Origin of the sequence: Aurantibacter aestuarii (assembly GCF_003008425.1) — a bacterium.
In the GTDB taxonomy this organism is placed as follows: domain Bacteria; phylum Bacteroidota; class Bacteroidia; order Flavobacteriales; family Flavobacteriaceae; genus Aurantibacter; species Aurantibacter aestuarii.
In genome coordinates this window covers 69382-82675 of the sequence record NZ_PXOQ01000009.1, presented here as the reverse complement: position 1 = coordinate 82675, position 13294 = coordinate 69382, and the positions used below count along the sequence as shown (strand labels likewise).

At 31.2% G+C, this 13294-nt stretch carries 12 protein-coding genes; 6 read left to right on the top strand and 6 right to left on the bottom strand.

The genetic code is table 11. From position 1 onward, the window contains the following. Window positions 1-27: 27 nt before the first annotated feature. Complete coding sequence (locus C7H52_RS07130; protein ID WP_106463209.1) at window positions 28-912, bottom strand: chromosome partitioning protein ParA; 885 nt, start codon at window positions 910-912, stop codon at window positions 28-30. Between the two features lie 80 nt (window positions 913-992). On the opposite strand from C7H52_RS07130, the gene C7H52_RS07125 reads away from it, so the two are divergent. From C7H52_RS07125 to C7H52_RS07115, 3 genes are read left to right on the top strand one after another with little or no spacing between them, the layout of a single operon-like run. Further along, window positions 993-2012, top strand: coding sequence for a formimidoylglutamase (locus tag C7H52_RS07125; protein ID WP_106463208.1), 1020 nt, complete (start codon window positions 993-995; stop codon window positions 2010-2012). Then, window positions 2005-2469: a GNAT family N-acetyltransferase gene (locus C7H52_RS07120; RefSeq protein ID WP_106463207.1), complete on the top strand. Its 465-nt coding sequence runs from the start codon at window positions 2005-2007 to the stop codon at window positions 2467-2469. The genes C7H52_RS07125 and C7H52_RS07120 overlap by 8 nt, the downstream gene beginning before the upstream one ends. Before the next feature lie 6 nt (window positions 2470-2475). Continuing rightward, entirely contained in the window at window positions 2476-2760 is a 285-nt protein-coding gene (locus C7H52_RS07115; protein ID WP_106463206.1) for a hypothetical protein, read from the top strand. On the opposite strand, the gene bcp is transcribed toward C7H52_RS07115, so the two are convergent. After that, window positions 2737-3210: a thioredoxin-dependent thiol peroxidase gene (gene bcp, locus C7H52_RS07110; protein WP_106463205.1), complete on the bottom strand. Its 474-nt coding sequence runs from the start codon at window positions 3208-3210 to the stop codon at window positions 2737-2739. The two genes, C7H52_RS07115 and bcp, sit on opposite strands and share 24 nt — an antisense overlap. Before the next feature lie 35 nt (window positions 3211-3245). Between bcp and C7H52_RS07105 the strand changes: the two genes are divergently transcribed. Then, entirely contained in the window at window positions 3246-3911 is a 666-nt protein-coding gene (locus C7H52_RS07105) for an endonuclease III domain-containing protein (RefSeq protein WP_106463204.1), read from the top strand. 107 nt (window positions 3912-4018) lie between these two features. Beyond that, window positions 4019-5317 carry an erythromycin esterase family protein gene (locus C7H52_RS07100; protein ID WP_106463203.1) on the top strand — a complete coding sequence of 433 codons (1299 nt, stop codon included), beginning with the start codon at window positions 4019-4021 and terminating at the stop codon, window positions 5315-5317. Between the two features lie 204 nt (window positions 5318-5521). On the opposite strand, the gene C7H52_RS07095 is transcribed toward C7H52_RS07100, so the two are convergent. The 3 genes from C7H52_RS07095 to C7H52_RS07090 form a co-directional block, all read right to left on the bottom strand. Continuing rightward, complete coding sequence (locus C7H52_RS07095) at window positions 5522-6358, bottom strand: OmpA/MotB family protein (RefSeq protein WP_106463202.1); 837 nt, start codon at window positions 6356-6358, stop codon at window positions 5522-5524. A gap of 245 nt (window positions 6359-6603) precedes the next feature. Then, entirely contained in the window at window positions 6604-6744 is a 141-nt protein-coding gene (locus C7H52_RS13435; RefSeq protein ID WP_181256220.1) for a hypothetical protein, read from the bottom strand. Between the two features lie 53 nt (window positions 6745-6797). Beyond that, on the bottom strand, window positions 6798-7382 hold the full coding sequence (locus C7H52_RS07090; protein WP_106463201.1) for an RNA polymerase sigma factor: 585 nt from the start codon (window positions 7380-7382) through the stop codon (window positions 6798-6800). A gap of 228 nt (window positions 7383-7610) precedes the next feature. On the opposite strand from C7H52_RS07090, the gene uvrA reads away from it, so the two are divergent. Further along, window positions 7611-10400, top strand: coding sequence for an excinuclease ABC subunit UvrA (gene uvrA, locus C7H52_RS07085; RefSeq protein ID WP_106463200.1), 2790 nt, complete (start codon window positions 7611-7613; stop codon window positions 10398-10400). Window positions 10401-10702: 302 nt separating this feature from the next. Here uvrA and C7H52_RS07080 read toward each other — a convergent pair whose 3' ends face one another. Further along, a complete protein-coding gene (locus C7H52_RS07080; protein WP_106463199.1) occupies window positions 10703-13216 on the bottom strand; it encodes a bZIP transcription factor in 2514 nt (837 codons plus the stop codon). Window positions 13217-13294 lie beyond the last annotated feature (78 nt).

The following is a 13294-nucleotide window of genomic DNA, read 5'->3' as shown; positions in this document are numbered from 1 at the left end:
GCTCTTTTTTCTTTAAATTATTAGGGTTTAATCTAAAGTAAATGAAGTAGAAGAAACAATTCTATTTCTATCAAATACATTTACTTTGTAAGTGCCTTCTGCAAAGTCTTGCTTGCTATTAGATTTTGCTATGTATTCACAAACGTCTAAATCTTTAGCTTCATAATTAAATGTACTAATGGTGCTGTAATAAACCGTTTGGTCTTCAAAAATCACAGCTTCATTAGCACCTAAAACATTATTTTTAGGGTCTAAAATTTGTACAAAAAAGGCTTTGTCTCCAGGAGCTACTAGTGAATTTTTTGTAACCGTAAAACAAACCTTCAACTTATCTACTCTACTTGCATTATCTGTTTCAATAATTTTACCCGAACTTCTTACAATAACACCTTCAGCTTTAAGCTTTGCTGTATTTAAAACGGCTGCACTTTCAACCACATTAGCTAAAGCAGTATTTTGCATAGATAAAGAATCACTAAACATTTTATTGTTTTTTAACTCCATATTGGTACTATCTAAAGACGTTGCCAGATATTTATTCTCTACTTTTAACTTGTCGTTCTCTTTCATTAACTCATTCATTTGTCTTTTAAGCGAGTTATATTTATTAACGTATCCATTAAGATTTTTTACCGTTAATTCTGCTTTTTCCAATTCAGCTATTAAACCTTCAACTTTAACTTTTTCGGCTTGTAACTCTCCAGTTAAAGCACCTTTTTCGTTAATAGCGACCTCTAAATCCTGCTTAGAACCATTTAAATCATTTATAAGTTGTTCTCTTTGTTCGGTCAAACTCATTTCCATTTCTTTACTATCCTTATGTAAAGTAAATGCGTAAGCACCTACTGCAATAATTAGAGCTACTGCAATACCAAGTGCTACTTTTAAACCTCTGCTTGCGTTTTCTGACATAATTTCTAAATTTTGGTTAAGATTAAATTTGATTTCTATTGTTTATATATTGTAAATTTATAGGTCTATAAAAAGCTTAAATGAAAAACTTTATTTTATTTACCGAAACTCATCTCAAATCGATTTTAAAACCTCGATTGTATGAAACTAAATTTGGTGAACATATACATTTACTCTCCAATATTACTAACATTAACGCTCAGATTTCAAAAAGTGATGTTAAGTATGTGTTAATAGGTATTAACGAGTCAATAGGTATAAACGCAAACTTAGGCTATAGCAAGGCTTACAACGCTTTTAATGCCTGTATTAAAGTTTTGTTAAATACGCAATCCAATCACTTTATAGACCCAAAAACTGTACTTTTATTAGGATCATTTGAATATCCTGATTTTCAAAAGGAATTAAAAAAACTAGATTTAAGCACTAAAAAAGATTTAAAAAAAGCCAGACAAATGGTTAGCATGATAGATACAGATATCTCCAAGCTGGTGCACGATATTGTTAAAGCAGGTAAAATACCTATTGTTGTTGGCGGAGGTCATAACAACGCTTATGGATGTATAAAAGGCAGCTCTTTAGCTTTAAAAAATCCTATTAATGCTGTTAATTTTGATGCTCATACAGATTTTAGACCATTAGAAGGCAGACATAGTGGGAATGGCTTTAGTTATGCTATGGATGAAGGCTTTTTAAAAAACTATTTTATTTTTGGGTTGCATGAAAATTATACATCGAAAGCTATTTTTGATAGCATTGAAGCTCAACCAACAATAGCATTTAATACATTTGAAGATCTTAGAGTAAGACGACGTCTAAAATTTAAAAAAGAATTAAAACGTGCTAAACAATTTATATGCAATACACCTTTTGGTTTAGAAATTGATTGCGATGCAATTGAAAATATTAATAGTAGTGCAAAAACTCCAAGCGGATTTAGTGTAGAAAAGACACGACAATTTATTTCTTATTTCGCAAAACAAAAACAGGTAAGTTATTTTCATCTTTGTGAAGCTTCTTGCTCTAAAAAAGACGAAACACAAGTAGGAAAATTATTGAGTTTTTTTATAACCGATTTTATAAAAGCCCAAAATGATTAGTATCATACCATATTCTGCAACTTATGCAACAGAATTTTATGATCTTAATGTAGAATGGTTAAAAGCTTATTTTTATGTAGAACCTTATGATGAAGAGGTTTTAAGCAATCCTAAAACCTATATTTTAGATAAAGGTGGTTTTATTTTTTTTGCAGAAAAAGACTCTACTATTATTGGTACTTATGCTTTAATGCCTCTTAAAGATTCCAGCGGATTCGAGTTAACCAAAATGGCTGTAAAACCCGAGTATAGAAATCTTAAAATTGGACAACAATTGTTATCCCATTGTATTAATTTTGCAAAACAAGAACAGTTTAAAAGTTTAGTGTTGTATTCTAGTACCAAATTAGAAAATGCCATTTATATTTATAAAAAAAATGGTTTTAAAGAAATCCCAGTAGAAGAACACTGTAACTACAAACGTTGCGATATTAAAATGCAATATTTTGATTTATAGAATTTTATGAAAAAATTACAGTTAGAATATATTCGTTTAGGTCTCGTTTTTATTTGTTTCGTTGGTATAATAAGCCTATTATTTGCATATATCAACCAGTTTGATGCGCAATGGTTTCAAATTATTGGAGAACTACTTACCATACCAATTCTTGTTGGTATAGCCATTACTCCTATTTGGATGGTTATAGATCTTATAAAAAAAAATATAGCCGATAAGGCTATATTTAATCTTACATTTTTTATTTCAGTTATAAATGTGGGTCTTTTAAGCTTCATGGTTTTCATCTAGCTCTAAAATCTGAGCCGCATGGTCTTTAGTCTTAACTTTATCAATAACATGGGCAACTACGCCATTTTCATCAATTAAAAAAGTTTTACGGTGTATGCCGTCATATTCCTTGCCCATAAATTTTTTTAAACCCCAAACACCAAAAGCATTTATAACTTCTTTTTCTTCATCTGCCAGTAATGGAAATGGGAATTTATACTTTTCTTTAAAATTGGTTTGCCTTTTTTCAGAATCGGCACTAACCCCTAAAATTTCATAGCCTTTATCTTGTAGTGTTTTATAATTATCTGTTAAGTTACAAGCTTCTGCTGTACAACCTGGCGTACTAGCTTTTGGATAGAAAAAAACAATTAGTTTTTTGCCTTTATAATCTTTTAATGAAACCGGATTTCCCGACTGGTCATTAACTGTAAAATCTGGTACTTTATCGCCTTGTTTTAATGTGTTCATAGTTGTAAATTTGAATATTCTCAAAAATACAACTTATGACTAAACAAGAAAAGGTAGATTTCGTTATAAATACGTTAAATGACTTATATCCAGAAATCCCTATTCCTTTAGATCATAAAGATCCGTACACACTGCTCATTGCTGTATTACTATCTGCACAATGCACAGATGTTCGTGTCAACCAGGTTACACCTTTACTTTTTGCTAAAGCAGATAACCCACATGATATGGTTAAACTGTCTATTGAAGAAATTAAAGCCATTATAAGACCATGTGGTTTAAGCCCAATGAAAAGTAAAGGCATTTACGGATTATCTAAAATTTTAATTGAAGAACATGATGGCGAAGTACCACAAAGTTTTGAAGCTTTAGAAGCTTTACCTGCGGTTGGACACAAAACGGCAAGTGTAGTCATGAGCCAAGCTTTTGGAGTTCCTGCATTTCCTGTAGATACGCATATTCATAGACTTATGTACCGCTGGAATTTAACTAATGGCAAAAGTGTGGCTCAAACCGAAAAAGATGCCAAACGCTTATTCCCAAAACACACTTGGAACGATTTACACTTACAAATTATTTGGTATGGTCGTGAATATTCGCCTGCCAGAGGTTGGGATTTAGATAAAGATATTATTACCAAAACTATTGGTCGAACATCGGTTTTAAAAGCTTATGAAAAGCTGGTTGCAAAGCGAAATTAATCATTTGACTTTGTCAATTTTTTCAATTAACTTCGGTTAACATTAGATATAAAAAATTAAAACGATCTCATATCAAGTCGTTGTAAGCGATTTAAAAAAAACTGTAAATGAAGATATTTTTATTAGGAATTTCACTTTTTCTATCTTTTCATATAAATGCTCAAAAAAATGAAACCATAAAATGGATTAATGAAAATTCAATCAAAATTGAAGATGCCAATCCAAATACAAATCTTTCAATTTTTAATGACAATATTCCAAAAAAATTCGAAAATGCAAAAATATTTGGATTTGGAGAAGCTACTCATCACGGAAAAGAGTTTTTCGATATAAAGGCTAAATTCTTCAAATATTTGGTCGAAACTCAAAATATCAAAGTTTTTATAATTGAAGATTCTTATCCTTCAGAAGCTGGAATAAATGAGTGGATTAGCGGTGGTAAAGGTAATGTGGAAACTATTGCCAATAATTTTGGTATTGTTCCTTGGTATTGCAAAGAAATTGTAAACCTTTTGGAATGGATGAGAAGTTACAACCTCAATAAAACAAAAGACGAGCAAATTCAGTTTTATGGTATGGACATTCAGAACGTAAAAGGTATTAATCAAGAGATTCGAGATTTAGTTAAAAATTATAATATTCCTATAAGTGAAGAACTTCTTTTAGTAACAGATATGTGTGTGAATAAAAAAGTTGAATATGGTAAATCAAACGATTGGGCTAATATTCAAACTCCAAAGCTAAATGAAATTGAAAACATTTTAGTAGATTTTCAAAAAGGTGTTAAAAATGAAGCCAATATTAAGTTCAATACGGCAATTAGAGCCTTAAATTATTTAAAAAAATACACTTATTATGTACAAAACTATTATAGTCAAGACAGAGATTTGAAGATGTTTGAAAACATTAAATGGATAACTGAAAATAAATCAAAAAATGGGAAAGCATTTATTTGGGCTCACAACGAACATATAAATAATAAAGGATTTGCGAATTATTCAAATCGAAACATTAATAATTTAGGCTGGCATCTAAAAGAATTTTATAAAGATGATTATTACAGCGTAGGATTTGATTTTGGCAAAGGTACACTTGGTGGTTATATTTTCAAAAAAAATAAACCAGCTACATGGAAAACTTATCAGATAAATGAACCATTTCCTGATACTTACGCAGAAACACTTAATGAGGTAAAAGAAGATATTTTCTTTATTGATATTTCAAATGCATCAAATAATGATACCACCAATTTCTTTAAAAGAAAAAACAAACAATTATTATTAGGAGCATCTGGTTACAATCCAAAACAAAATAATTTGTTTACAAAAAAAATTTCAGAAATGTATGATGGTTTAATTTTTATAAAAAATATTACAGTGCCAAATTATAAATTGAGTGAAAAATAAACGTTTTATAACAGCAGTTTGCAACAACTACTAGGCTTGGGTTTCTCTCCGAATTTTTTCCGAAAATTCAAAGCCAAGTTTTTTACTTGGAATCATTAGTAATAAATCGTCGCAGCTGTTGCAAGCCGCAAGACGTTAAACGAAAAAAAAAAAAAACGTCCTGAAAATTTCAAGACGTTTTTTTATTCTATAATTGAATACTTATTATTTTTTCTCTTCCATTAAAGCGAAGAATTTATCAATATTTGGCATAATAACAATACGTGTACGTCTGTTTTTTGCTCTGTTTTCATTAGTGTCATTATCTACTAGAGGTTGGAAACTACTTCTACCTGAAGCAATTAATCGCTCCGACTCTACTCCAAATTTATCTTGTAAACGTCGTACTATAGAAGTGGCACGTAACACACTTAAATCCCAGTTATCTTTAATAAAAGCCGTACGTATAGTTCTAGAATCGGTATGTCCTTCTACCATAACATCTAAACTTGGTTCAGATTTTAATAAATCGGCTATCTTTTGCAATACTCCATCTGCTTTGTTACTCATTTTATAACTAGCAGTTCTAAATAATAAATTATCTGCAATAGTAATCATTACAACCGTTTCATTTATATTAATATCTACTTCACCATTAGCATCGTCATTTAATGTGCTTCCTGCCATAGTTTGTTTTAAGTTGTAAGCTACAGCCAAATTCATAGAATCCTTTAAGGTTTTTGCGCCACTTACTGCAGCGGGATCCATTTTAGAAATGGTTTTACGCATTTGTTCTCTGGCGCCTTTTGAAATTACAGCACCATCCGAAGTTGTTAATTTAGAATTGCTCTCTTCTCTTAAGGCATTAATTTTTGCATTGTAAGTGTCTATTCTAGCTTCAATTGCTTCAAATTTAGCTTCTAATTCATCACGCTCTACAGTGGTTTTCTGTAATTCTGACTTAAGTTGATTTCTGTCTGTTTCTAAAGCAACGTATTTCTTTTTAGAAACACAGCCTGTAAATAGAATAGCTGTTAGTAATACTGCTGATACTTTTTTCATAATTAAATTTTTTGTGGTTAAAAATTGATTTCTGAGAGTCGAAAAGTATCATATTAAATATGCGCTACAAACTAAAACATAAAAATTTAAGAAAGATTTATGCATTTCACCGATAAAAATTAACTTTTTAACGGATTTTTTAGTTTTATAGTAATTGGAAAGAATATAAAAAATTAAATATTGAACTTAGTTTTTGTAAACTAAGTAGAAAAAAAACGTCCTGAATTTTCAGGACGTTTTTAAATTTAGTTTAAAATAGCTTCAAAAGTTATATTCTTGTAAGTTGTAACTTTTAATGCTTTAGAGTAATTCAAAATAAAACTAATGGTTTCATCTTTTGGGTTCAATTTTTCAGATTTAGGATTTTTAGAGTAAAGTTTTGCCATGTTATATTTTTATTGGTTTTAATAAATAACGGCAACTATTTTACTTTAGTATATTAATTGGTTAAAATAATATTATGCTTTTCTATCACCTTTCTCATATTAATTAAAGCATAACGCATTCTACCTAAAGCAGTATTAATACTCACACCAGTACGCTCAGAAATTTCCTTAAAACTCATGTCTTGATACATACGCATCATTAAAACTTCTTTCTGGTCTTCTGGCAACTCTTCAATTAAACGCCTTACATCTTTTTGTACTTGCTCTTTAATAATCACTTTTTCCGCATTAAGAGCACCATCGCTTATTACTGAAAAAATATTGAAGTCTCCAGAGTTATCAAACTTTGGCATTCGGTTATTTTTTCTAAAGTAATCAATAACAAGATTATGTGAAATACGCATTACCCAAGGTAAAAACTTACCTTCTTCATTATACTTTCCTTTTTTTAAAGTCTTAATCACTTTAATAAAAGCATCTTGAAAAATATCTTCAGTAACGTCTCGATCTCTCACTTTAGAGAAAATAAATCCGTAAATAGATTGTTTGTGTTTTTTAATTAGTAATTCCAGCGCGTACTCATCGCCTTTTATATAATTACTAACCAATAGTGCGTCGGAAGTTTGAGAATTTTGCATAGGTGTTACTTTTTAGTCATCTAAAATTAGATTCGGGTTATTAATTTTAAAAAGTAATACTCTAAGCTATAGGCAATTATTATTTAGAATGGTTTCAAATATAAATGAATTTAATTTATATAAGCAAATATTGTTCCAAAGAAAATTAAAACTTTAACAATTTATTGTGCAATAACTTTTTTTATTAGCCCGTAAGGTTATGTTATCTTTGTTTCATAGAGCTAAACTATGAAGAAGACCTTACCACTTTCCGAAGTCAACCCTAAACAAAATATCATAATTAAAGGTGCAAAACTGCACAATCTTAAAAATATAGATGTTGTAATCCCTAGAAACAAATTAGTGGTCATTACAGGTCTGTCGGGTTCCGGAAAATCTAGTTTAGCTTTTGATACCTTGTATGCGGAAGGTCAACGACGTTACGTAGAAAGCTTAAGTAGTTATGCAAGACAATTTTTAGGTCGTCTAAACAAACCTAAAGTAGATTATATTAAAGGTATCGCGCCTGCAATTGCAATTGAGCAAAAAGTGAACTCTACAAATCCGCGTTCTACCGTAGGTACAACTACAGAAATTTATGATTATTTAAAGTTGCTATTTGCAAGAATTGGCAAAACCTACTCTCCTATTTCTGGAAATGAAGTAAAGAAAGATACGGTTACAGATGTTTTAAATGCCGTAAAGAAATTACCTGAAGGAGAAAAGCTTCTTCTTATAGCTCCTGTTTACTTAGAAGATGGACGTGAACTTTCCGATAAATTAAATGCGCTTAACCAACAAGGTTATGCCAGAGTTTTATTTGAAGATGAAGTCATACGAATAGACAAAACAGATCATATTACTACCACAGAAAATTTATTTGTCGTGGTAGATAGAATTATCACTAAAGACGATGAAGATTTTTATAATCGTTTAGCCGATGCTATTCAAACCGCTTTTTTTGAAGGTAAAGGAAATTGCTACATTAAAAATCTAAATACAGAAACCACAACGCATTTTAGCAATAAGTTTGAGCTGGATGGAATGACTTTCTTAGAGCCTAACGTTCACTTATTTAGTTTTAATAATCCTTATGGAGCGTGCCCTAAATGTGAAGGTTATGGTGATGTGATTGGCATAGACGAAGATTTGGTCATTCCAAATACGGCACTATCGGTTTATGAGAATGCTATATTTCCTTGGCGTGGTGAAAGTATGAGTTATTATAGAGACCAATTGGTTAATAATTCACATCACTTCGATTTTCCTATACACAAACCTTATTTTGAATTAAGCGACGCACAGAAAGATTTAATCTGGACTGGGAATAAGCATTTTGAAGGTTTGAATAGCTTTTTTGCAGAGCTTGAAGCTAAGGCTTACAAAATTCAAAACCGTGTAATGCTATCGCGTTACAGAGGTAAAACCAAATGTAAAGTTTGTAATGGTAAGCGTTTACGACCAGAAACTAATTATATTAAAGTAGCTGACGCCACACTTACGAGTTTGGTAGAAATGCCTATTAACGAATTAAAATCGTTTTTTAATACAATTACTTTAAATGAAAATGATACTAAGATTGCAGAACGTTTACTGGTTGAAATAAAAAACCGTTTACAGTTTTTAACTAATGTTGGTTTAACCTATTTAACTTTAAACCGAAAATCTAATACGCTTTCTGGCGGCGAAAGTCAGCGAATTAATCTTGCCACATCACTTGGTAGTAGTTTGGTTGGATCTATGTATATTTTAGATGAACCCAGTATAGGCTTACATCCAAAAGATAGTGAACAACTTATAGACGTTTTAAAAGCCTTAAGAGATTTAGGTAATACGGTAATTGTGGTTGAACATGATGAGGATATCATGAAACAAGCCGATGAGATTATAGATATTGGTCCCGAAGCTGGAACGCTTGGCGGACACGTAGTAGCTACAGGAACGTTTAAGGATATTTTAAAATCAGACTCTTTAACTGCTCAATATTTAAATGAAACTTTAAAAATTAAGGTTCCAAAAAAACGACGTACGTCTAAATACTCTATAGAAGTAACTGGAGCACGAGAACATAATTTAAAAAATATAGATGTTACATTTCCATTAAATATGCTTACTGTGGTAACTGGTGTTTCAGGAAGTGGAAAAAGTACCTTAGTTAAAAAAATTCTTTATCCGGCTTTACAAAAGGAACTTACAGGTTTTGGAGATAAACCCGGGCAATTTACAGCGCTTAAAGGTAATTACTCTACTATTGAACATATTGAATTTGTGGACCAGAATCCTATTGGACGCTCGTCCCGCTCTAATCCTGTAACTTATGTAAAGGCTTATGATGACATTAGAGCGCTGTATGCAAAACAGAAGTTAAGTGATATAAGAAACTACCAAGCCAAACACTTTAGTTTTAATGTAGATGGTGGACGTTGTGAAACTTGTAAAGGTGAAGGTGAAGTGACCATAGAAATGCAATTTATGGCAGATGTGCACTTGGAGTGCGACACGTGTAAAGGGAAACGATTTAAAAAAGAAGTATTAGAAGTTACATTTGCAGATAAGAATATAGACGATATTTTAAACCTTACCATTGATGATGCTATTTCGTTTTTCAAAACAAATAATCAAAGTAAAATAGAACGCAAATTACAACCTTTACAAGATGTAGGATTGGGTTATGTAACTCTGGGACAAAGCTCTTCTACCCTATCTGGTGGAGAAGCACAACGTATAAAACTAGCCACTTTTTTAGGTAAAGGAAGTCAAAAAAATCAAACCTTATTTATTTTTGATGAGCCTACTACAGGTTTGCATTTTCATGATATTCAAAAACTACTAAAATCATTTAATGCATTAATAGACAACGGTCACTCTATTATTGTTGTAGAGCATAATTTAGATCTTATAAAGTGTGCAGATTATATTATTGATTTGGGTCCTGAAGGTGGAAAAAATGGAGGACATTTAGTCGCATGTGGGACACCAGAGGAGATTGTACAGAATAAAAATTCGGTTACAGCAACATACTTAAAAGATAAAATCTAGTTATCTAGGTAAATTTTTTAAAAACATAAAGCTTACAAACTTATAATAGCTGTTTTTTTGCCTAATGTCTTTACCTGTTTGCCTTTTAATCCTAATTTTTTTTACTGTAAATAACATATGACATATTATTACAATAACAATTAAAACTAAGGCAGTAAAAAAAAACAAATAGTTCATTGATTCGAATAGTAAATTGCCTATTAGCAATTCATATATGTTTTAGGTATCAAATTCTAAAATTAATATGCAATATAGACAATTTACTATGTATTTTTTAAATGGTCTAAATTTTTATACAGAAATTATTTTGACTCAATATATTTTATAAGTTGTTCTAATTTCTCTCTTAATTGTATATTTTCATTCTTAAGTTCGTCTAACTCTTCTTTTAATTCCATAATATAAATAAAGTTTTCTTCAATTTTTTCAAGATTTTTTACTGAAGTAGATCCTAAATCAATATTCATATTATTACTCTTAATTTCCTCATAAGATTTTACGTTTGGTAAATGCCCATTATCTTTAACAAACTCAATTGCTTTGTCCAAAGGAGTAAAACTATACGTTTTATTAATTGATGAAAAATTATTAAAGTAGTTATCAAACACATAGTCTGGATATGTCGCTGTTGTTGTAATAAAATCGCCACTTGCAAACACAGAACCTTCAACATTTAAAGCTCTTGTATAGTTACCTGTCCCCAAAATACTCATATCTACATTTACAGCAAGTCTATCATTAGCAAAATCTCCACCAATTAATGGAGCCGTACTATTTGAGTTTTCAATATACAATGTATTATCAACTCCACCTGTACTTCTACCCGCATTATAACCAATTAACACACGACCACTTAAAGATCTAGAAGAACCTATAGATGCACCTGCATCAGTACCTATAATGGTGTTATTATTTCCGTTCTCATTAAACTCTTCGGTATCTTGACCTATCCAAACGTTATTTGAACCATTTCTAATTCTTGAACCAACGCCATCTCCCATAGCAGTATTGTTTGCACCAGTTCCTCCACTAAATCCCATTAATGCTCTATAACCTATTGCTGTATTGCCATTTCCATTGATGTTTTCAGCAGCATCATTTCCCATGATAGTATTATATTCTACAAAAGTTGCATTTTTTAAAGCATCGTGACCAATAGCCGTATTAAAAGTACCTGTAGTTAAACTTTCAGCAGCTCCATGACCTACAGCGGTATTTCTATGACCTCTAGTTTGGTCTTGCAATGCATTAAATCCTATACCAACATTGTAACGCCCATGAAAAGCGGAAGTTGCACTTGTGGTTATATTTTGTCCTGCATTAGTCCCAATCATTACATTTTCTTTATCTGCTGTGTTTAAATCTGCTTGCCCTGCATTATCTCCAATATAGATAGAGTTTCCAGTATTTAAAACTTCTAATTTACCATTTGTTAACATAGTAAAATGTTCCGTTCCAGCAATGTCAAATCGTATCGTGTCGTCGTCTATTCCTTCTTCTGTTTGAATTTTTGTATCATCATCAGAATCTGCAATAGTTTTTATTTCAACCGTTCCTCCATCAACTAAAGATAAATCGGCTGTTACATTATTAATAGATAAATCTTGTGTATCTAATCCTCCACCTGCTATAGTTTGCCAAGTTACATTACCTAAACCATCCGTTACTAATGCCTGTCCAGATGTACCATCTACTGTAGGAAAACCGTATACTACACCTGCAGTAGTATCATCACTAGACCCAATTTGTAATTGTCCACCAATTCTTAAAATATTATTATCAAACTCACCATATAATAATGGCGTTACACTAGAAGAGTTTTCAATAAATAAAGAATTATTTATTCCATTATCTCTTCCTGCTTGATAACCTATTAAAATTCGACCATTATACGCAATTCCTCCACCAGAACCTGCTTGTCCAGCTCCAGAACCTATAATTACATTTTGTGTTGCTCCAGAATTAGCATTTAACCAATCAGCATTAGCCCCTAAAAAAACATTATCTGGTCCATCTACATTTGCTCCTGCTCTATAACCTAAAGCTAAATTATCTACAGCGTCTGTAGAATTAGATAACGCGCTAGCTCCAATTGCAACAGTATTTGTTACATTCCCACTAGCACCACCCAAAGTACCACTTCCTATAGCAACAGTACTTTCAGGATCTAAATCTGCATCCAAAGAACCTACACCAATTGCTATATTTCTACTACCAGTAGTAGCTCTATCAAATGATCCAAGCCCTAAAGCAATATTATTAAATCCAGAAGTAACATCATTACCTGCTTCATAACCAATAAAAACATTTCTATTGGTTGTCAAATCGTCTGCTGCACCAGCTCCTTCACCAATAAAAACCGAGCTTCCATTATTCAAAAACTCTAATTGTCCTTGGCTTGTAAATCTTGCTCTAACAATATTATTTGTTCTAATATCTAAATTTTGATTATCTGTTGTTCCTAAAAAATTAGTTCCATTTACAGTACCTGCATTACCTGTTAAATCCCAACCTGTTGTTGAAGCACCTCCAAATGGTAACCATGATGTAGTGGCATTATTCCAATAATAAAACCCAGGAGCATCTGTACCATCTGTTGTGGTTAAATAAACAATCATGGAGTCTTGTGCAAGTGTTGGATTAGTAGATGGAAAAACATCTATTCTAGGTATTAAAATACCATCATTATTTGTTGGAGTTGCTTGATTAGATGCAACGATATCTATTGTTGCATTTGGATTAACTGTTCCAATACCTACTTGAGCAATTAATGTGGTTGTAAGTAGTATTAAAAAACTTGAAAAAAGATATTTCATAATATAATGGTATTAATTGAAACAAACTTAATCCTACAAGTCAAAATTGTCAATTTAAGATACTACTATAATACTACT

Bases quoted from the DNA above. Each gene is read 5' to 3' on its own strand.
- C7H52_RS07105 (WP_106463204.1), top strand. From the start codon at position 3,246: ATGACTAAACAAGAAAAGGTAGATTTCGTTATAAATACGTTAAATGAC.
- C7H52_RS07090 (WP_106463201.1), bottom strand. From the start codon at position 7,382: ATGCAAAATTCTCAAACTTCCGACGCACTATTGGTTAGTAATTATATA.
- C7H52_RS07115 (WP_106463206.1), top strand. From the start codon at position 2,476: ATGAAAAAATTACAGTTAGAATATATTCGTTTAGGTCTCGTTTTTATT.
- C7H52_RS07125 (WP_106463208.1), top strand. From the start codon at position 993: ATGAAAAACTTTATTTTATTTACCGAAACTCATCTCAAATCGATTTTA.
- C7H52_RS07120 (WP_106463207.1), top strand. From the start codon at position 2,005: ATGATTAGTATCATACCATATTCTGCAACTTATGCAACAGAATTTTAT.
- C7H52_RS07130 (WP_106463209.1), bottom strand. From the start codon at position 912: ATGTCAGAAAACGCAAGCAGAGGTTTAAAAGTAGCACTTGGTATTGCA.
- bcp (WP_106463205.1), bottom strand. From the start codon at position 3,210: ATGAACACATTAAAACAAGGCGATAAAGTACCAGATTTTACAGTTAAT.
- C7H52_RS07100 (WP_106463203.1), top strand. From the start codon at position 4,019: ATGAAGATATTTTTATTAGGAATTTCACTTTTTCTATCTTTTCATATA.
- C7H52_RS13435 (WP_181256220.1), bottom strand. From the start codon at position 6,744: ATGGCAAAACTTTACTCTAAAAATCCTAAATCTGAAAAATTGAACCCA.
- uvrA (WP_106463200.1), top strand. From the start codon at position 7,611: ATGAAGAAGACCTTACCACTTTCCGAAGTCAACCCTAAACAAAATATC.
- C7H52_RS07080 (WP_106463199.1), bottom strand. From the start codon at position 13,216: ATGAAATATCTTTTTTCAAGTTTTTTAATACTACTTACAACCACATTA.
- C7H52_RS07095 (WP_106463202.1), bottom strand. From the start codon at position 6,358: ATGAAAAAAGTATCAGCAGTATTACTAACAGCTATTCTATTTACAGGC.